Consider the following 19,892-nt stretch of genomic DNA (forward strand, 5'->3'; position numbering starts at 1 on the left):
ACGGCGAGGTCCCTTCGGAAGTGAGTGGCCGGATTATAGCCAAGTGCCCGATGGCCGGTAATGTATCCGGACCCGCCAGGTCCCGCGGCCCGACCGCAGGTCATCGGCGGGCGCGGGAGACGCCGCACGGGCGTCTCCGCGACGGCTCCGTCAGCCTTCGCCACGCTCGCGGGCGATGGCGCGGTAGCCGATGTCCTTGCGATAGAAGCAGCCGTTCCAGCGGATTTTCTCCGCCAGGCGATAGGCCTGCTGCTGGGCGTCGGACACGCTCTTGCCGATGGCGGTGGCGCAGAGCACGCGGCCGCCGGCGGTGACGATCTGGCCGTCCTTCAGCGCGGTGCCGGCATGGAAGACCTTGCCGTCCAGCTTTGCCGCTTCGTCCAGGCCGTCGATGACGTCGCCCTTGGCGTAGTCGCCCGGGTAGCCGCCGGCGGCCAGTACCACGCCCACGGTCGGGCGCGGGTCCCAGGTCGCCTCAACCTTGTCCAGGGCCTTGGCCAGCGCGGCCTCGATCAGCAGCACCAGGGAGGACTCCAGGCGCACCATGATCGGCTGGGTTTCCGGGTCGCCGAAGCGGCAGTTGAATTCGATGACCTTGGGCGCGCCGCTCTTGTCGATCATCAGGCCGGCATAGAGGAAGCCGGTGTAGACGTTGCCTTCCTCGGCCATGCCACGCACGGTCGGGTAGATCACTTCGTCCATCACCCGCTGATGCACCTCGGGGGTGACCACCGGCGCCGGCGAGTAGGCGCCCATGCCGCCGGTGTTCGGGCCGGTATCGGCATCGCCGACGCGTTTGTGGTCCTGGCTGGTGGCCATCGGCAGCACGTTCTGGCCATCGACCATGACGATGAAGCTGGCTTCCTCGCCGTCGAGGAACTCCTCGATCACCACGCGCGAACCGGCGTCGCCGAAGGCGTTGCCGGCGAGCATGTCACGCACCGCTTCCTCGGCTTCGGCGAGGGTCATGGCGACGATCACGCCCTTGCCCGCGGCCAGGCCGTCGGCCTTGATCACGATGGGCGCGCCCTTCTCGCGCAGGTAGGCCAGCGCCGGCTCGACTTCGGTGAAGTTCTGGTAGGCGGCAGTGGGGATCTTGTGGCGGGCGAGGAAGTCCTTGGTGAACGCCTTGGAGCCTTCCAGCTGGGCGGCGCCGGCGGTCGGGCCGAAGATGTCCAGGCCACGGCTGCGGAACAGGTCGACCACGCCTTTGACCAGTGGCGCCTCGGGGCCGACGATGGTCAGCTGCACGTTGTTCGCGGCGAAGTCGGCCAGTTGCTCCAAGGCCAGCACGTCGATGGCGACGTTCTCGCACTTGGCTTCGGTGGCGGTGCCGGCGTTGCCCGGGGCGACGAAGACCTTCTCGACGCGCGGGTCCTGGGCGACTTTCCAGGCCAGGGCGTGTTCGCGGCCGCCGCTGCCGATGATGAGTACGTTCATGGGATATCTCCTGAACAGTTCCGGACGGGCCGGATTCCCGGGTATCGCTTCGCTCCACCCAGGCTACGAAATCTAAACGACCAACTCTCGAGGGGCGCGATGAAGCGGGTAGATGCAAGGCGCCCGGGCGTTCACCAAGCGGAGTTGCCTTCTGGCAATGAGCATTGGGGAACGCTCGGGCAACGCAGCAGATGCCTGCTTCAGCGCGTCCGACCCACCTTAGTGGCGGAAGTGGCGCATACCGGTGAAGACCATCGCGATACCGGCTTCGTCGGCTGCCGCGATGACTTCGTTGTCGCGCATCGAGCCGCCCGGCTGGATCACCGCGGTGATACCGGCCTTGGCCGCGTTGTCGATGCCGTCGCGGAACGGGAAGAAGGCGTCCGAAGCCATCACCGCGCCCTTCACTTCCAGGCCGGCGTGCTCGGCCTTGATGGCGGCGATGCGCGCGGAGTTGACGCGGCTCATCTGGCCGGCGCCGACGCCCACGGTCTGACGGTTCTTGGCGTAGACGATGGCGTTGGATTTGACGAACTTGGCCACTTTCCAGGCGAAGATCAGGTCGTGGATTTCCTGCTCGGTCGGCGCCCGCTGGGTGACGATCTTCAGGTCGGCCTCGGTGATCATGCCGATGTCGCGGCTCTGCACCAGCAGACCGCCGTTGACGCGCTTGAAGTCCCAGCCAGCGGCACGCTCGGCCGGCCATTCGCCGCACTCCAGCAGGCGTACGTTGGTCTTCGCGGCCACCACTTCACGGGCGGCGGCGGAGACTTTCGGGGCGATGATGACTTCGACGAATTGGCGCTCGACGATGGCTTTGGCGGTTTCGCCATCCAACTCGCGGTTGAAGGCGATGATGCCGCCGAAGGCCGACTCGCTGTCGGTGGCGTAGGCCAGGTCGTAGGCCTTGCGGATGCCGCCTTCGTTTTCCGGGACCACCGCCACGCCGCACGGGTTGGCGTGCTTGACGATCACGCAGGCCGGCTTGACGAAGCTCTTCACGCACTCCAGCGCGGCGTCGGTGTCGGCCACGTTGTTGTACGACAGCTCCTTGCCTTGCAGTTGCACGGCGGTGGAGATGCTCGCTTCGCCCTTCTTCGCCTCGACGTAGAAGGCCGCGCTCTGATGCGGGTTCTCGCCGTAGCGCATTTCCTGCGCCTTGACGAACTGGCTGTTGAAGGTGCGCGGGAAGGCGTCGCGGCCTTCGGTGGAGAGGGTGTCGCGCTGCTGGTCGATGGTGCCCAGGTAGTTGGCGATCATGCCGTCGTAGGCGGCGGTGTGCTCGAAGGCCTTGAGCGCCAGGTCGAAACGCTGGGCGTAGGTCAGGCCGCCGGCCTTGAGGGCTTCGACGACGCTGCCGTAGTCGCCGGCGTTGACCACGATGGCGACGTCCTTGTGGTTCTTCGCCGCCGAACGGACCATGGTCGGGCCGCCGATGTCGATGTTCTCGATGGCGGTGGGCAAGTCGCAATCCGGCTTGGCCACGGTGGCCTCGAAGGGATAGAGGTTGACCGCCACCAGGTCGATCGGCTTGATGCCGTGCTCGTTCATCACCGCGTCGTCGGTGCCGCGGCGGCCGAGGATGCCACCATGCACTTTCGGGTGCAGGGTCTTCACGCGGCCGTCCATCATTTCCGGGAAGCCGGTGTAGTCGGCCACTTCCACGGCGGCGATGCCGTTGTCCTTGAGCAGCTTGTAGGTGCCGCCGGTGGAGAGGATCTCCACGCCGAGGGCAACCAGCTCACGGGCGAAATCGACGACGCCGGTCTTGTCGGAAACGCTGATCAGCGCACGGCGGATGGGCAGGCGGGTGGTCTGGTCGGTCATCTCTAAACCATCTTTGAGGAGAAGAAAGGGTGATCGGTCGAAGCACTGGGCTGGAGGCCTGGAGCTGAGCGTCACTGCCAGCCTCCGACCCGCTTCGGCGCCGGCTCGTCAGAGCAGGTCGTACTGCTTGAGTTTCTTGCGCAGGGTGCCGCGGTTCAGGCCGAGCAGCTCGGACGCCTTGGTCTGGTTGCCTTTCACGTGGTTCATGACGGTTTCCAGCAGCGGCGCTTCCACTTCGCTGAGCACCATGTTGTACACGTCCGTGACCGGCTGCCCTTCGAGATGGGCGAAATAGTTATGCAGTGCCTTTTCCACACTGTCGCGCAGGGTCTGGCCTTCCTGCGTGGGCGTGGTCAGGTGCTGTTTGAGGTTCGCGTTGTCGCTCACGGGTGTCATTCCACTCACTAATGTCTCGGTCATCGTTGTCATGCGGCCACCCCTTCTCCGTTGTTGTGGCGCTCGGCGAAGAACTGCCTGACGCTGGCGCACTGTGCATCCGTGTTCTGCAAACGATTGAACAGGGCGCGGAACTCCGCCGCGCCCGGCAAGGTCGCCAGGTACCAGCCCACGTGCTTGCGGGCGATGCGGACACCCAGCTCTTCCCCATAAAACGCATGCAATGCGGCGAGGTGTTCAAGCAAGATGCTTTCCACTTCGGCCAAGGACGGCGCCGGCAAGGTCTCGCCGGTGCTCAGGTAATGCTCGATCTCACGGAATATCCAGGGCCTGCCCTGGGCGGCGCGTCCGATCAGCAGGGCGTCCGCCCCGGTCTGCGCGAGCACGTGCCTGGCCTTCTCCGGCGAGTCGATGTCGCCATTGGCGAACACCGGGATACCCACTGCCTGCTTGATTGCGGCGATGGTTTCGTATTCGGCTTCGCCGGTGTAGAGGTCGGCGCGCGTCCGGCCATGCACGGCCAGCGCCTGGATGCCGGACTGTTCGGCGATCCGCGCGACCGTCACGCCATTGCGGTTGTCGCGGTCCCAGCCGGTGCGGATCTTCAGGGTCACGGGGACGTCGACGGCGCCTACCACCGCCTCGAGGATGTCGGCCACCAGCCGCTCATCCCGGAGCAGGGCGGAGCCCGCCGCCTTGTTGCAGACCTTCTTCGCCGGGCAGCCCATGTTGATGTCGATGATCTGCGCACCCAGCTCCACGTTGCGCTGCGCGGCTTCCGCAAGCATCTGCGGGTCGCCGCCGGCGATCTGCACCGAACGCGGTTGATCCTCGGCGTCATGCACCAGGCGCAGGCGCGACTTGCGGCTGTTCCACAGGCGCACGTCGCTGGTGACCATCTCCGATACCACCATGCCGGCACCGAGACGGCGGCACAGTTGGCGGAATGGTCGATCAGTGACGCCGGCCATGGGAGCCAGGATCAGTCTGTTGGGCAGTGTGTAAGAGCCGATGCTCACCACCGACATCGCTTCCCTGTTAATGGGGCGCAATCGCCATGAACTCCGCGGGTCGGGGACTCGGGGAGGCAAGGGCTACTGGCCACCGGTGCTAGCAAAAAAGGGAGGGCATGATACCCGCTCTCGGTGACCGGATAAAGGCGATTTTGGATAAAATCTGAGCAATCAGAGGCTTATTGCCGACGGTTGGAAGACGAGCGGAACTGGCGTCCCGCCTCGTCTTGAGCTACTCGCGCGATTACTCCGGCGAGTGGAAGCTGAGGCTGTAGTTCACTGCCTTGGGACCCGGATCGAGGATGTCCAGCGATATGTGGATCGGCGTTTGCGGCGGCATTTCCGTCTGCCCGGCCAGTTCGCCGCCGAGGTATTCGCTGGGCTTGAAACTGCGGCTGGCGATGAGCTGGCCGTTGAGGTCGGCGAAACGCAGTTCCAGCAGCGGGAAGGGCTGGGAGAAGCTGGCGCGGTTGTAGATGATCGCGTCGACCACCAGGGCGCCATTGAAGTCCGGGTGACTGCGCACCACCAGGTTGCTGCTGCGGATCTGGTCGACGTCGACCTTGGACGGCAGGCTGCAACCCAGTTCGGGACAGAGCTGGGCGAACCAGGGGCGGTAAGTGTCTTCGCGCGCCAGTTCGTCGAAGTGGTAGGCGATGTACTGGGCGGCCAGGCCGGCGAAGGCGAGCAGGATCAGCAGCAGCCAGAGGATGCGCCGGCCCCAGCGGCCCTTGGGCTTCTGCCAGTCGAGTTGCAGCGGTTCGTCGTTCAGTTCGCGCAGGCTGTCCACGCGCAGGGCGGGTTCGGCGCGGGTTTCGTGTTCTGCTTCGGCGGTCTCGGCGGAGCTTTCCAGTGGCGGCTCCTGGCTTTGCTCGGGCTCTTCGTCGGCATCGAGCACTTCGTCGTCGTCATCGCGGCGGGCGCTGAGGGCGGGAAGCGCTTCCTCGTCGTCTGCTTCCGGCTCGGCGGCCTTGGCTGCGAGCACGGGCTCGGCGCTGGCGCTGGACTCCAGGCGCGGTTCCGGGCGCTCTTCGGCAGCCTCCTCGATGCGCCCCAGGCGCGGCTCCTGGCGGCCGCCGGGGGCTGCCTGCTGTTCGTCCCTCAGGAGTGCTTCGGCCCAGCGCTCATCATGCGGGTCGCGACTTTCCGCGCGCTCGCCGAGCAAGGCCTCCGTGGGGGTGGGGGCGCCCTTCAGTTCGCGGAACTCCTGGGACAGTTCGAGTTCGTCCAGCTTGGCCAGCTCTTCATCGAGGTTGAGGCTGTCCAGGTCCAGATCGTCGTGAATCCACAGGGTTTCGTCGGCTCCCTTGGCGCTTGCGCTGGCAGGCGCTTCCACTGGCTTGGCTGGAGCTGGAGCTGGAGCTGGAGCTGGAGCTGGAGCTGGAGCGTCGGTGGCGTGGCGTGCGGCGTGGGGCGCCAGCGGCCAGCCGAGGGTCGCGCCGCTGGGGCGTGCCGGCGGCTGGGTTGCAGCCGGCGCCGGCTGTTCGGGGCGCGCCGCCTGCGCCGGGGCGGCTGCCGCCGTGCTGGACGACGGCAGGCTGGCCGGGCCCGATACGGGCGGGCGAACTGGCTCGCTCGGGCTGCTGGGGCTCGCGCTGCGAGTGCCTTGCATGTGCTGCGGGGCGTTGAAGACCTTGAGGCAGGCGCCGCAACGCACAGCGCCATTGGCCGCCCCCAGCTGCGCCTGGTTGACGCGGAAGCTGGTCTGGCAATGCGGGCACTGTGTGATGAAGCTCTCGCTCATGCGGCGTTCCGGCGGAAAAACGGGCGTTTAGTCTAACTCAAGCCTTGTCGTGCGGGCACTTGGGTGCGTTGCCCGATCAGCGGCGGCGGCCGCTGATGCGTACCCAGCCATCGCGCTCGGCGGTGGGGTCCAGGTCGAAAGCCCCGGCGTAGGCGGCGCGCACTTCTTCGGCCTGTTCGGCGAGGATGCCGGACAGCGCCAGGCGGCCGCCCGGCTTGACCAGCGACGTCAGTTGGCTCGCCAGTGAGACCAGAGGGCCGGCAAGAATGTTCGCCACCACCACGTCGGCCGGCTGCTGCGGCAGATCGGCGGGCAGGTAGACGGGGAACGACGCCGGGTCGATGCCGTTGCGCGAGGCATTATCGCGCGAGGCCTCGAGGGCTTGCGGGTCAATATCGGTGCCCAAGGCCTGCTTGGCGCCCAGCAGCAGTGCGGCGATGGCGAGGATGCCGGAGCCGCAGCCGAAGTCCAGCACGGTGTCGCCGGCCAGCTCCTGGCTGTCCAGCCATTCCAGGCACAGCGCGGTGGTCGGGTGGGTGCCGGTGCCGAAGGCCAGGCCCGGATCGAGCAACAGGTTCACCGCCTCCGGCTCGGGCGCGGCATGCCAGCTCGGGACGATCCACAGGCGGCGACCGAAGCGCATCGGCTGGAAGTTGTCCATCCAGCTGCGCTCCCAGTCCTGATCCTCGACGCGCTCGACCTGATGTTCCGGCAGCTCGCCGCCGGTCAGCAGCCGCAGGTGGGCGAGCAGGGCGGTTTCGTCGGTGTCGGCCTCGAACAGGGCGAGCAGGTGGGTGTGGGTCCACAGCGGGGTGGTGCCCAGGTCCGGCTCGAAGATCGGCTGGTCTTCGGCGTCCATGAAGGTCACCGACACGGCGCCGACTTCCAGCAGCGCGTCTTCGTAGGTTTCCGCCTGTTCCGGGGTAATGGCGAGTCGGACTTGAACCCAGGGCATGTGTAGTCTCCGGAAAGAATAGAAGTCATGCATGAGCGGCGGCGGGGCGGCCGTTCCGCGTCTACGCCGGCTCCCGCTCGCCAGCGCTCGAATGACTTCTCAGGCGTTGGAAAATGCGAAGGAGCGGACTAGCCGCTCCTTCGGGGGTGCACATGATAGCGCTTGCGCGATGTCAGTGCTTGTCCATACCCAGCTTCTTCTCCAGGTAATGGATGTTCACGCCGCCCTTGCAGAATTCCTTGTCGCGGACCAGATCCTTGTGCAGGTCGGTGTTGGTCTTGATGCCATCGACGATCAGCTCGTCCAGGGCATTGCGCATACGCGCCAGGGCTTCGTCACGATCCTTGCCGTAGGTGATCAGCTTGCCGACCAGCGAATCGTAGTTCGGCGGAACCGCGTAGCCGCTGTACAGGTGCGAATCGACGCGCACGCCGTTGCCACCAGGCGCGTGGAAGTGCTTGACCTTGCCCGGGCTGGGCATGAAGGTCTTCGGGTCTTCGGCGTTGATCCGGCATTCCAGGGCGTGACCGCGGATCACCACGTCCTCCTGGCGGATCGACAGCTTCTGGCCGGAAGCGATGCGCAGCATTTCCTTGACGATGTCGATGCCGGTCACCATCTCCGACACCGGATGCTCCACCTGCACGCGGGTGTTCATCTCGATGAAGTAGAAGCGGCCGTTCTCGTAGAGGAACTCGAAGGTGCCGGCGCCACGGTAGCCGATCTCGATGCAGGCCTGGACGCAACGCTGCAGGACTTCCTCGCGTGCCTTCGGATCGATGCCCGGCGCAGGCGCTTCTTCGAGGACCTTCTGGTGGCGGCGCTGCAGCGAGCAGTCGCGGTCGCCCAGGTGGATGGCATTGCCCTGGCCGTCGGAGAGCACCTGGACTTCCACGTGACGCGGGTTGGTCAGGAACTTCTCCAGGTAGACCATGGAGTTGCCGAAGGCGGCACCGGCCTCGGTGCGGGTCAGCTTGGCCGACTTGATCAGGTCTTCTTCGCTGTGCACCACGCGCATGCCGCGACCACCACCGCCACCGGCGGCCTTGATGATCACCGGGTAACCGACTTCACGGGCGATCGCCAGGGCGGTCTCCTCGTCTTCCGGCAGCGGACCGTCGGAGCCCGGTACGGTGGGGACGCCGGCTTTCTTCATGGCGTCCTTGGCCGAGACCTTGTCGCCCATCAGGCGGATCACGTCGGCGGTCGGGCCGATGAAGGTGAAGCCGGAGCGTTCCACCTGCTCGGCGAAGTCGGCGTTCTCGGCGAGGAAGCCATAGCCCGGGTGAATGCCAGTGGCGCCGGTGACTTCGGCGGCGGCGATGATCGCCGGGATGTGCAGGTAGGACTGGCCGGCCGGAGCCGGGCCGATGCACACGGCCTCATCGGCCAGCGACAGGTGCATCAGTTCGCGGTCGGCGGTGGAGTGCACCGCGACCGTCTTGATACCCAGTTCCTTGCAGGCGCGCAGGATGCGCAGCGCGATTTCGCCGCGGTTGGCGATCAATACTTTTTCCAACATCGCAGGCTCCCCGCGGCTTAAACGATGGTGAACAGCGGCTGGTCGTATTCGACCGGCTGGCCGCTTTCGACCAGGATCGACTCGATGACGCCGCTGGTTTCAGCCTCGATGTGGTTCATCATCTTCATGGCTTCGACGATGCACAGGATGTCGCCTTTCTTGACGCTCTGGCCGACTTCGACGAAGGGCGCAGCGGTTGGCGACGGCGAGCGGTAGAAGGTGCCGACCATCGGCGAACGGACCACGTTGCCGTTCAGCTTGGCGGCGACCGGAGCGGCTTCGGCGGCGGCCGGGGCAGCGGCGGCGACCGGTGCCGGAGCGGGCGCCGGCGCATAGGCCGGAGCGGCGGCGTAGATTGGCTGGGCGGCGGTCTTGCTGTGTCGGCTGATGCGTACCGACTCTTCGCCTTCGCGGATTTCCAGCTCGTCGATACCGGATTCTTCGAGCAGTTCGATCAGTTTCTTGACTTTACGGATGTCCATTAGCGTTCGCACTCCCAGGTGAGGTCACGGGCGTTCAAGTTGTTCGAGGGCGGACTCCAGGGCCAGGCGATAGCCTGTGGCACCCAGGCCGCAGATCACCCCTACCGCTACGTCGGAGAAGTAGGAGTGATGCCGGAAAGGTTCACGTTTGTGCACGTTCGACAGGTGCACTTCGATGAATGGGATGCTCACTGCGAGCAATGCGTCACGTAGGGCGACACTTGTATGCGTGAAAGCCGCCGGATTGATGATGATGAAGTCCACGCCTTCGCCGCGCGCGGCATGGATTCGCTCGATCAATTCGTACTCGGCGTTGCTTTGCAGGTACATCAGGTGGTGGCCGGCGTCGCGGGCGCGGCGCTCCAGGTCCTGGTTGATCTGATCGAGGGTGACCGAGCCATAGACTCCGGGCTCGCGGGTACCCAGCAGGTTCAGGTTGGGTCCGTGCAATACCAGTAGGGTGGCCATCTGCGTTCGATTCTCTTGGGATGGGCTGAATAAGGCTGGCCGGACTATGCCGGAAACCGGAGGTGACTGTCCAGTCATGCCGCTTTTGCCGTAGATGCCGACATATTGTCTGAAAATTGCTGCAGAAATATGTGGCGCGCGGCTCAGCGCCGCGCGCCGGCCTGGGTCAGGTGGCCGGCCAGGGTGGCGGCGTCGGTTTCGCCGACGATGCGCAGGTCGCTGTGTTCCTGGCCCTGCGCGGAGAACAGCAGCAGGGCCGGCGGACCGAACAGCTTGTACTGGTCGAGCAGGGCGCGCTGTTCCTCGGTGCTTTGCGTCATGTCGAAGCGCAGCAGGCGGTAACCGCCCAGTTGCGCCTGGACGTCGGCGGCCGGCAGTACCTGGCGCTCGATGATCTTGCAACTGATGCACCAGTCGGCGTACCAGTCCAGCAGCACCGGCTGGCCGTTGGCCTGGGCTTCGGCCAGGGCGGTCTTGAGTTCGCCGGGCGTGGTCAGGTTTTCCCAACTGCCGGGCACCGAGGTGGGTGGCCCGGCGTGGCTGGATGCCTGCCAGCGGCCCAGTGGGTGCAGCGGATCGGATTCGCCACGCAGGGCGCCGGTCCAGGCGGCCAGGGCGTAGACCAGCAGCATCAGGCCGAGCAATTGCGCGGCGCGCTGCATGGGCGTCTTCTTCACCAGTTCGAGGGTGCCCAGCGCAAGCGAGACGCCGCCGGCCAGCGCGCCCCACAGGGCCAGCGACACGGGGCCGGAGAGCACGCGATCGAGCAGCCAGATGGCCACCGCCAGCAGCAGCACGCCGAAGAAGTTACGCACCTGGGTCATCCAGGCCCCGGTTTTCGGCAGCAGCGCGCCGCCGCCGGCGCCGAAGATCACCAGCGGGGTGCCCATGCCCAGTCCGAGGGCGAACAGCAGCAGACCGCCACCGAGCGCATCGCCGGTGCTGCCGATGTACAGCAGCAGGCCGGCCAGCGGCGCACTGACGCAGGGCGAGACCAGCAGGCTGGAAAGCAGGCCGAGGGTGGCGGCACCGGCGATGGACCCGCCACGGGTGTCGGCGGCCATGCGGTCCAGACGCTCGCGGAGGAAGCCCGGCAGGCGCAGTTCGAAGACGCCGAACATGGCGATGGCGAAGAGCACGAAGAAGGAGGCGAAGGGCACCAGCACCCAGGGCGACTGCAGCATCGCCTGGAGGTTGAAGCGGGCGCCGAACAGCCCCATCAGCGCGCCGAGCACGGCGTAGCAGGCGGCCATTGGCAGCACATAGGCCAGCGACAGCACCAGCCCGCGGGTTCCGCCCGGGCGGCCACGCAGGACCACGCCGGAGAGGATCGGCAACATCGGCAGCACGCACGGGGTGAAGGTCAGCGTCAGGCCGGCGAGGAAGGCGATCAGCAGGCCGCGGTCGAGTTTCTTGAGCGTGCCGCCACTGTCGCCCTTGAGCATCGACAGCAGGTCGTCGACGATGCCGGATTCGGCGGGGACCGCCGCCCTGGACGCGGGCGCCGCCGTCGGCGCGAGGCTCGCGACGCCCTCGGCGGAGAGGTTCAGGCGGGCGGTTTCCGGGGCATAGCAAAGGCCCTTGTCGGCGCAGCCCTGGTAGGTCACCACCAGGGTGTAGGGACGTTTCTGCGGGTTGTTCACCGGCACCTGGACGTCGGTGATGGCGTAGTAGACCTGGGAATCGCCGAAGTACTCGTCGTGATGCGCCTTGCCTTCGGGCAGGCGTACCTCGCCGAGGGTGACCGTGGCCGGCTCGACCTGGAACTTCATGCGGTGCCGGTAGAGGTAGTAGCCCTCGGCATTGATGAAGCGCAGTTGCACATTCTGGCTGTCGCTGTCTTCGACGCTGAGGCGGAAGGCTTCGGCCACCGGCAGGAACTTGCTGTCGGTGGGCGCCGAGGCGCTGAAGCCGGCGCTGGCGGCCGGTTTGTCGAACAGGCCAGCGGCGGCGGGCAGGGCGACCAATAGCAGGAGCAGTGTCAGCAGGCGACGCATGGAAGTCTCGCGGTCTTTCTGAGTGGCGGCATCATAGCGGAAAGCGCCCGATTCCTGGCCACTGCGCGATTCGCCAGCACTGACGAGGGGTGAGCGACGCCGCTCAGACAGGTGTCGGCGGCGCCGGTTCCGCTGTGCAGCATGCGATGCGCAGCGGCGGTGGCTGCTTGCGCGCGCGGTCCTAGCTGTAGATCTCCACCCGGTTGCGACCACTGCGCTTGGCGCGGTAGAGCGCTTCGTCGGCCTGCTTGGCCAGGGTGGTGATGTCCATGGGTTCGATCAGTTGGGCGATGCCGCAGCTGAAGGTGCAGCTCAGGTCGCCCGGATGCGCGGGATAGCGGATTTCGGCGAAGCGCTGGCGGATATCTTCGAGCACTTTGTGCGCGGCGTTGGCGTCGGTGTCCGGCAAGACCACGGCGAACTCTTCGCCGCCGTAGCGTCCGATGTGGTCGGTCTTGCGCAGGCGCTGTTTGAGGAACAGCGCCAGGCTCTTGATCACGCGGTCGCCCATGGGGTGGCCGAAGCTGTCGTTGACCTTCTTGAAGTGGTCGATATCGAGCATGGCGAAGGTCAGCGGGCGGCCGTCGCGGCGCGACCGGTAGCGGGCATCGTCGAGTAGCTGCAGGGTGTGGGTGTGGTTGTACAGGCCGGTCAGGCTGTCGCGCACCATGCGCGCCTTGAGGCTGCGCGCGCGGGCCGCGCGGTTGCGCACGGTGGCGATCAGGTGGCGCGGCTTGATCGGCTTGGTGAGGAAGTCATCACCGCCCTCGCTCATGGCGTCGAGCTGCTTGTCCAGGTCGTCTTCGGCCGAGAGGTAGATGATCGGCACGCTGACGTAGCGCTCGTGCTGGCGGATCACCTTGGCCAGCTCGGTGCCCAGGCACTCGGGCATGTACATGTCGAGGATGATCAGGTCGGGCTGGAATTCGGCCATCTCGGCCATCACCGAGAGCGGCGCGGTCAGCGCGCGGGTGACGATGCCGGCGCCGTTGAGCACGCGTTCGGTGTGCGTGCCCTGGGCCCGCGAGTCGTCGACGATGAGGACGCGGAACGGCTCGTAGTGGGCGACCCGGGTGAGGGTCTCGATCTTTTCCAGCACGCTGGAGGCGTCCAGGGTGCCGGTGAAGAAGTCCTGGCCGCCGGCGCGGGCGGCGGCCAGGCGGGTGGGCGTGTCGGTTTCTTCGTGGCTGAAGAACAGTACCGGGACTTTCTGTGCCAGCCCGGCCTGGACCTCCTCGGCGAGGGGCAGGCCGCCACCGGCGAAGTCGAGTTCCATCACCAGCGCCGCCGGGTGGCGTTCGGACATGGCCGCGCGGAAGGCGTTGGCGTGTTCGCAGGGCAGCGCCTGCAGGCCGAAGAACTCCAACTGCTGGGCCAGCCGCTCGGCGCGCTCGAAGTCCTGCAAGGCCAGGTACACCGGCTTGCGCAGCGGCGGCAACTGGGTCTGCTCGAACTGGTCGCCATGCCGCAGGCCGGTGCGCGAGAGGCGCTGCATGAGCTGGTTGAGTTCGCTGATCAACTCGCTGGAGAGGCGCCCGTTGTTGCGCTCGACGGCTTCCAGGCAGTTACCGATGGAGGCGGCCAGTTGCGCATGCTCGGCCTGCTCGAAACGTTCCGCGTAGCGCAGCAGGCGCAGGCAGGCTTCGCGCAGGTCGGCCAGGCCGGCACTGTTCCATTCCGAGCGCGACAGGTTCTGCCAGATTTCCAGCAGATGCCGGGCCTGGTGGATGACCCGCTGGGAAAAATGATGTTTCAAGCGATCGCGGTTGGGATCGTCGTGCTCGGTCATGGCGCGCTTCTTATGAGAATGCGTATACACGGGCTGGCGCATACGATGATGGCACCATGCTACCAGTTGGCGCGGGCAATACCAGTGATGCCCGTCAAGGATCGGAAAAGGCACGCCATGCACAGGGTGGGCTGCCCTTCCGCCGCCGACTGGGGCATGCTAGTGCGCCTGGACCGAGGCCTCTCCGGGTAACCCGCGATGGTGGCCGTGGTCCAACCTTCTTCGTTATTCGATACGCAAGGACTTTGCCATGTGGAACTGGAAGAAACGCGGCGGCTCGGTTCGCGAGCGCGTCGACGATTCGGTTGACGATGTGCGCGCCTACTTCGGCGGACCCTGGCTGACCCGCGTAGTCGGCGGGTTGCTCGCCGTCTATCTGGCGATCGCCGGCGTGGTCGGCTGGTACTGGAGCCGCGAGCCGGATCTGTTCCCCGTGCAGCAACACGCCCAGCAGGCCGCCGAGCGCGCCGGGCGGCAGATGGTGGTCGGTTACACCACGGTGGAAACCCTCAAGGAAGTGGTTGGCACCCTGCTCAACAAGCCGGGTGGCTACCTGTCCAACGACATCTTCCCGCCGGGGCTGTGGCTGGACAACATGCCCAGTTGGGAATATGGCGTGCTGGTCCAGGTGCGGGACTTCAGCCGCGCGCTGCGCAAGGACTTCGCCCGTTCGCAGTCGCAATCCACCGAGGACGCCGACCTCGCCCGCGCCGAACCGCGCTTCAATTTCGACAACAAGAGCTGGGCGCTGCCCTCTTCCGAGTCGGAGTATGGCGAAGGCATCAAGTCGCTGGACCGCTACCTCGCGCGCCTTTCCACGCCGGCGCCGACCGCTCAGTTCTACGCCCGCGCCGACAGCCTGAACAACTGGCTGGGCGACGTTTCCACCCGCCTGGGCTCGATGTCGCAGCGGCTCTCCGCCAGCGTCGGCCGGGTCAAGCTGAACACCAACATCGCCAAGGCTGGCGCGCCGCTGGCGCCGGGCCAGGCGCCGCAGGTCGAGGAAGAGCTTCAGGAAACCCCCTGGCTGCAGATCGACAACGTCTTCTATGAGGCCCGTGGCCAGGCCTGGGCGCTGTCGCACCTGCTGCGCGCCATCGAGGTCGACTTCGCCGACGTGCTGGCGAAGAAGAACGCCACCGTCAGCGTGCGGCAGATCATCCGCGAGCTGGAGGCGGCGCAGGCGCCGATGTGGAGCCCGATGGTGCTCAATGGCAGCGGCTTCGGCGTGCTGGCCAATCATTCGCTGGTGATGGCCAACTACATCTCCCGCGCCAACGCCGCGATCATCGATCTGCGGCAACTGCTGGCTCAGGGCTGATGGATTCGATCAGCGCCACCGAGGCTGCCCATCGCGCGGCCTCGGACGCCGAACGCATCGTCTGGGTCGATGAGCGCGACCAGGTGCTCGGCGGCCTGCCGCGCGCCGAGCTGCGCCAACGCGGGCTGATCGGCCGCGGCACCTTCATCCTGCTGTTCAACGGCGCCGGCCAGTTGTGCGTGCACCGGCGCACCCTGAGCAAGGCGATCTATCCCGGCTACTGGGATACCGCCGCCGGTGGCATGGTGCAGGAGGACGAGAGCTACGCGCTGTCTGCCAGCCGCGAATTGGCGGAAGAGCTGGGCGTTGCCGGCGTCGCCCTGCGCGAGCATGGCACCTTCTTTTTCGACGAGCCCGGCAACCGCCTCTGGTGCGCGGTGTTCTCCGCCGTCTGGGATGGTCCGCTGCGGTTGCAGCCGGAAGAGGTGCTGGAAGTGCGCTTCATCGAGCCGCGCCAGGCCTTGGCGGAAGCGCAAGGCGGCGCGCCGTTCTGCCCGGATTCGCTGCAGGCGCTGCGCCTTTACCTGGGCCAGGCCTGAGCGCTCCCGGGCCTTGGGATTTTCGTCGCCGCGCGGTGAAATTTCCGATGTCGCCATTCCACCGATCAATGACGCAAATTGCCGCTTAGCATTTGCCGCCAATGCTGGTAAATTGCGCGACCTTTCCGGCCGGGCACCCCGCCGGGATTTGCGCAGCCCCTGCCTGAGTGGGGCGTCGCGGTCGGCCTCGCGCCGATCATTCGTTGACCTGGCCCTGAGAGGCCAATCCTGGGGAAAACGCCCGGTGGTCAAGAAAGCATCCTCCCTGTCCGCCCTCGGCGGGCTCGTCTACTCCACTGATGCGGGCCGGCATTGTCCGGACTGTGCTCAGCCCATCGACGCATGTACCTGCAAGCAGGCGCTGACTCCGGCCGGCGACGGTATCGCTCGCGTGCGCCGCGAGACCAAGGGGCGCGGCGGCAAGACCGTGACCACGGTCAGCGGCGTGCCCCTGGCGGTCGATGCGCTGAAGGAGCTGGCGACCGCGCTCAAGCGCCGTTGCGGCACCGGCGGCAGCCTCAAGGACGGCGTCATCGAAATCCAGGGCGACCACGTCGACCTGCTGCTCGACGAGCTGGCCAAGCACGGCTTCAAAGCGAAGAAATCCGGCGGCTGATCGCCTCTCCCCTGCAGGGAACGGGTTAGGCGTCGCGGCCCTCTGCCGCGCACGCCGGCCAGCCCGTTCCCTAGATGGGAGATGCACGGCACTCGCTGCTTCGGCGTCCTTTCCTAAACTACCGCCAGAGATGGCGGTCAACACGGCAACGTCATACCCGACGTTTAGGCTATTTCGTACCCGCCGGGCCTTCCGGCGGGTCGCCAGACTTTCTATTGAGGAGCACAGCGCGCATGGCCGCTAGACGGACCCGCAAAGACGACGGCAGCAACTGGACAGTGGCGGACAGCCGCGGCATGTATGGCATTCGCCATTGGGGCGCCGGTTATTTCGCCATCAATGACGCCGGCAATGTCGAAGTCCGCCCGCAGGGCGCCGAGGCCCAGCCGATCGATCTGCATGTGCTGGTCGAGCAGCTGCGCGAGGCCGGTCTGTCGCTGCCGCTGCTGGTGCGCTTCCCGGACATCCTGCAGGACCGCGTGCGCAAGCTCACCGGCGCCTTCGACGCCAACATCGAGCGCCTGGAATACCAGAGCCGCTACACCGCGCTGTACCCGATCAAGGTCAACCAGCAGGAAGCGGTGGTGGAAAGCATCATCGCCACGCAGAACGTCTCCATCGGCCTGGAAGCCGGCTCCAAGCCGGAGCTGATGGCGGTGCTGGCGCTGGCGCCGAAAGGCGGCACCATCGTCTGCAACGGCTACAAGGACCGCGAGTTCATCAAGCTGGCGCTGATGGGGCAGAAGCTCGGGCACAACGTCTTCATCGTCATCGAGAAAGAATCCGAAGTGCAGCTGGTCATCGAGGAAGCGGCCAGCGTCGGCGTGCTGCCGCAGGTCGGCCTGCGCGTGCGGCTGTCCTCGCTGGCCTCCTCGAAGTGGGCCGACACCGGCGGCGAGAAGGCCAAGTTCGGTCTGTCCGCCGCGCAGTTGCTGTCGGTGGTCGAGCGCTTCCGCAAGGCTGGCCTGGATCAGGGCGTGCGCCTGCTGCACTTCCACATGGGCTCGCAGATCGCCAACCTGGCCGACTACCAGCACGGCTTCAAGGAAGCCATCCGCTACTACGGCGAGCTGCGTGCCCTCGGCCTGCCGGTGGACCACGTCGATGTCGGCGGCGGCCTCGGCGTGGACTACGACGGCACCCACTCGCGCAACGCCAGTTCGATCAACTACGACATCGACGACTACGCCGGTGTGGTGGTGGGCATGCTCAAGGAGTTCTGCGACGCCCAGGGCCTGCCGCACCCGAACATCTTCTCCGAGAGCGGCCGGGCGCTGACCGCGCACCACGCGGTGCTGATCACCCAGGTCACCGACGTTGAGCGGCACAACGACGAGCTGCCGAAGATCGCCGATCTCGCCGAGCAGCCGGAGATCGTCCAGTGGCTGGCCGACCTGCTCGGGCCGACCGATGCCGAGATGGTCACTGAGACCTACTGGCGCGCCACCCACTACATGAGCGACGCGGCCACCCAGTACGCCGAAGGCAAGATCAGCCTGGCGCAGAAGGCCTTGGCCGAGCAGTGCTACTTCGCCATCTGCCGGCGCCTGCACAACCAGCTCAAGGCGCGCCAGCGCTCGCACCGCCAGGTGCTCGACGAACTCAACGACAAGCTCGCCGACAAGTACATCTGCAATTTCTCGGTGTTCCAGAGCCTGCCGGATACCTGGGCCATCGGCCAGGTGCTGCCAATCCTGCCGATCCATCGCCTGGACGAGGAACCGCTGCGCCGCGCCGTGCTGCAAGACCTGACCTGCGACTCCGACGGCAAGATCACCCAGTACGTCGATGAGCAGAGCATCGAGACCAGCCTGCCGGTGCACGACGTGAAAGAGGGCGAGGACTACCTGATCGGCGTGTTCCTGGTCGGCGCCTACCAGGAAATCCTCGGTGATATGCACAACCTGTTCGGCGACACCGATTCGGTGAACGTCTACCAGAACAGCGACGGCAGCTTCTATCACGCTGGCATCGAGACCCACGACACCATCGAGGACATGCTGCGCTACGTGCACCTGTCGCCCGAGGAGCTGATGACCCATTACCGCGACAAGGTCGCCGGGGCCAAGCTCACCGCGCGTGAGCGCACGCAGTTCCTCGATGCCCTGCGTCTGGGCCTGACCCGCTCGGCCTACCTGTCGTCCTGAGCGTTCGCGCGCCATGTCCGCGATTCGCGGGCGTGGCCGCTTCCCCCGGGAGAGCAGCGGGCAGCCGGCGGATAGCCGTTCGCGACTATTCGCCCGCTGCCGCCATCACCTCCGCCACGCGCTCGGCCAGCTCGGCCGCGTTTTGCGCATCCCGCACATTGGTGAAGCTCAGCATCAGGGCCGGCGCGCGCCGGGCTTCTACGCACCAGCTATTGAGCGCCTGCAAACCCAGGCCGGCGGCATGGGCGCGGCGGGCGATGGCGCGGTCGTCGCCGCGGATGCCGCCGATCAGGTGCAGGCCGCCGGGCAGCTCGGCGAAATCCATGGCGGCACCCAGGCGTTGCTCCAGCGCCGCGCGGAGTATCTGCCGGCGCTCCGCGTACAACGTGCGAGTGCGCTTCAGGTGGCGGGCGAAATGGCCTTCGACGAGGAAGTCGCAGAGGGTCGCCTGCAGCAATTCGGAGCAGCCCGCAGAGAAGATCTGCTGGCTGCGCACGAAGCGTTCGAGCAGCGCCTCCGGCACCACCAGGTAGCCGAGGCGCAAGGCGGGAAACAGTACCTTGCTGAAGGTTCCGCTATAGAGCACGCGGCCTTCCCGGTCGAGGCTCTTCAGCGCTGGCAGCGGGAAGCCGGCGTAGCGGAATTCGCTGTCGTAGTCGTCCTCGATGATCCAGGCGCCGGCCTGGCTCGCCCAGTCCAGCAGGGCCAGCCGCCGCGCCAGGCTCAGGGCCACGCCGGTGGGGCTCTGCTGCGAAGGGGTGACCAGGGCGAAGCGTGCCTGCGGCGCGCGGCGCCGGCCTTCGTCCACGCACAGACCGTCGGCATCCACCGGCACGGCGACCAGCTCGGCGCCGGCCGCCGCCATCAGTTGGCGACCCCGGGGGTAGCCGGGATCTTCGTGCCAGACGGCGTCGCCGGCGTGCAGCAGGGTACGGCTGATGAGGTCGAGGGCGCCCTGGTAGCCGGCGCAGATCAGCACCTGGGCCGGATCGCAGGCGATGCCGCGGGAGACGTTGAGGTAGCTGGCTAGCGCCTCGCGCAGCGGCGCGTAGCCGCTGGGCTGCGGGTAGGCCAGTTGGTTGCCGGCGGTGTGCCGCAGGCGGCGCCCGGCCAGGCGTGACCAGAGGGCGCGGGGGAAGGCGTCCAGCGCCGGCAGGCCGAGCTGGAAGGGCAGCACCTGCGGGCCGTGGGCGATGAGGCCGGGCAGCGCCTGCGCGGCGTCTTCTTCCAGGCGCGGCGGCGGGCTGGCGTTGCGCCCGGCCAGGTGCGTGGACACCAGGGTGCCGGCCGGGCCGCGTGGCTGCAGGTAGCCTTCGCTGCTCAGCAACTGGTAGGCCAGCTCCACGGTGCCGCGCGCCACGCCCAGCTCGCTGGCCAGGCTGCGCACCGACGGTACGCGCTCGCCGGGGCGCAGGGTGCCGCGGGCGATGGCCTCCTTGATGCGCTCGTAGATCTGACGGTAGATCGGCTGCGCCTGGCCGGGGTCGAGGCGCAGGCGCAAGGCGGCGGTGGGCTCGGGCATGGCCTGGTCCGATGCGTAATTTCCGGGAATGCGACTATGCCATGACCTGGATCAGCCCGCCCAGGCGGACGCCGGCGCGGATAACGGCTAGGCTTTCAGCTCCAACCCGGGGAG

At 66.8% G+C, this 19,892-nt stretch carries 16 protein-coding genes; 4 read left to right on the top strand and 12 right to left on the bottom strand.

Annotated elements, in window-relative coordinates; translation table 11 throughout:
* Nucleotides 1–150: 150 nt before the first annotated feature.
* The 11 genes from purD to BLQ74_RS13340 all read right to left on the bottom strand — a co-directional run bounded on the left by purD (nt 151) and on the right by BLQ74_RS13340 (nt 13,633).
* Nucleotides 151–1,440, bottom strand: coding sequence for a phosphoribosylamine--glycine ligase (purD, locus tag BLQ74_RS13290; RefSeq protein ID WP_090263061.1), 1,290 nt, complete (start codon nt 1,438–1,440; stop codon nt 151–153).
* Between the two features lie 219 nt (nt 1,441–1,659).
* Complete coding sequence (gene purH, locus BLQ74_RS13295; RefSeq protein ID WP_090263062.1) at nt 1,660–3,267, bottom strand: bifunctional phosphoribosylaminoimidazolecarboxamide formyltransferase/IMP cyclohydrolase; 1,608 nt, start codon at nt 3,265–3,267, stop codon at nt 1,660–1,662.
* Between the two features lie 108 nt (nt 3,268–3,375).
* Nucleotides 3,376–3,696, bottom strand: a complete 321-nt coding sequence (gene fis, locus BLQ74_RS13300; RefSeq protein WP_090263063.1) for a DNA-binding transcriptional regulator Fis — start codon at nt 3,694–3,696, stop codon at nt 3,376–3,378.
* Nucleotides 3,693–4,691 (bottom strand): tRNA dihydrouridine synthase DusB, encoded by a 999-nt coding sequence (gene dusB, locus BLQ74_RS13305; protein WP_090263064.1) that lies wholly within the window; start codon nt 4,689–4,691, stop codon nt 3,693–3,695. Before dusB ends, fis begins: the two co-directional genes overlap by 4 nt.
* Before the next feature lie 229 nt (nt 4,692–4,920).
* Nucleotides 4,921–6,420 carry a DUF3426 domain-containing protein gene (locus BLQ74_RS13310; protein ID WP_090263065.1) on the bottom strand — a complete coding sequence of 500 codons (1,500 nt, stop codon included), beginning with the start codon at nt 6,418–6,420 and terminating at the stop codon, nt 4,921–4,923.
* Between the two features lie 76 nt (nt 6,421–6,496).
* Nucleotides 6,497–7,375 carry a 50S ribosomal protein L11 methyltransferase gene (gene prmA / locus BLQ74_RS13315; RefSeq protein WP_090263066.1) on the bottom strand — a complete coding sequence of 293 codons (879 nt, stop codon included), beginning with the start codon at nt 7,373–7,375 and terminating at the stop codon, nt 6,497–6,499.
* A gap of 172 nt (nt 7,376–7,547) precedes the next feature.
* Nucleotides 7,548–8,897 carry an acetyl-CoA carboxylase biotin carboxylase subunit gene (gene accC, locus BLQ74_RS13320; protein ID WP_090263067.1) on the bottom strand — a complete coding sequence of 450 codons (1,350 nt, stop codon included), beginning with the start codon at nt 8,895–8,897 and terminating at the stop codon, nt 7,548–7,550.
* A 17-nt stretch (nt 8,898–8,914) separates the two neighbouring features.
* Nucleotides 8,915–9,379 (bottom strand): acetyl-CoA carboxylase biotin carboxyl carrier protein, encoded by a 465-nt coding sequence (gene accB / locus BLQ74_RS13325; protein WP_090263068.1) that lies wholly within the window; start codon nt 9,377–9,379, stop codon nt 8,915–8,917.
* Nucleotides 9,380–9,403: 24 nt separating this feature from the next.
* Nucleotides 9,404–9,847, bottom strand: a complete 444-nt coding sequence (aroQ, locus tag BLQ74_RS13330) for a type II 3-dehydroquinate dehydratase (protein WP_090263069.1) — start codon at nt 9,845–9,847, stop codon at nt 9,404–9,406.
* A 143-nt stretch (nt 9,848–9,990) separates the two neighbouring features.
* Nucleotides 9,991–11,844, bottom strand: coding sequence for a protein-disulfide reductase DsbD (locus BLQ74_RS13335; RefSeq protein ID WP_090263070.1), 1,854 nt, complete (start codon nt 11,842–11,844; stop codon nt 9,991–9,993).
* Between the two features lie 181 nt (nt 11,845–12,025).
* Nucleotides 12,026–13,633 (bottom strand): GGDEF domain-containing response regulator, encoded by a 1,608-nt coding sequence (locus tag BLQ74_RS13340; protein WP_090263071.1) that lies wholly within the window; start codon nt 13,631–13,633, stop codon nt 12,026–12,028.
* Between the two features lie 250 nt (nt 13,634–13,883).
* Between BLQ74_RS13340 and BLQ74_RS13345 the strand changes: the two genes are divergently transcribed.
* From BLQ74_RS13345 to speA, 4 genes are all read left to right on the top strand, one after another.
* The gene (locus tag BLQ74_RS13345) at nt 13,884–14,954 is read left to right on the top strand and encodes a DUF2333 family protein (protein WP_090263072.1); all 1,071 of its coding nucleotides are present in this window, start codon (nt 13,884–13,886) and stop codon (nt 14,952–14,954) included.
* Nucleotides 14,954–15,493, top strand: coding sequence for an NUDIX hydrolase (locus BLQ74_RS13350; protein WP_090263073.1), 540 nt, complete (start codon nt 14,954–14,956; stop codon nt 15,491–15,493). The genes BLQ74_RS13345 and BLQ74_RS13350 overlap by 1 nt, the downstream gene beginning before the upstream one ends.
* A 244-nt stretch (nt 15,494–15,737) precedes the next feature.
* A complete protein-coding gene (locus BLQ74_RS13355; protein WP_090263074.1) occupies nt 15,738–16,109 on the top strand; it encodes a translation initiation factor Sui1 in 372 nt (123 codons plus the stop codon).
* 233 nt (nt 16,110–16,342) lie between these two features.
* The gene (gene speA, locus BLQ74_RS13360) at nt 16,343–18,256 is read left to right on the top strand and encodes an arginine decarboxylase (protein ID WP_090263075.1); all 1,914 of its coding nucleotides are present in this window, start codon (nt 16,343–16,345) and stop codon (nt 18,254–18,256) included.
* Between the two features lie 85 nt (nt 18,257–18,341).
* Here the strand turns inward: speA and pdxR are convergent, their stop codons facing one another.
* Nucleotides 18,342–19,778, bottom strand: coding sequence for a MocR-like pyridoxine biosynthesis transcription factor PdxR (pdxR, locus tag BLQ74_RS13365; RefSeq protein WP_090263076.1), 1,437 nt, complete (start codon nt 19,776–19,778; stop codon nt 18,342–18,344).
* Nucleotides 19,779–19,892: the final 114 nt, after the last annotated feature.

This window comes from Pseudomonas panipatensis, assembly GCF_900099785.1.
Classification (GTDB): Bacteria; Pseudomonadota; Gammaproteobacteria; order Pseudomonadales; family Pseudomonadaceae; genus Pseudomonas; species Pseudomonas panipatensis.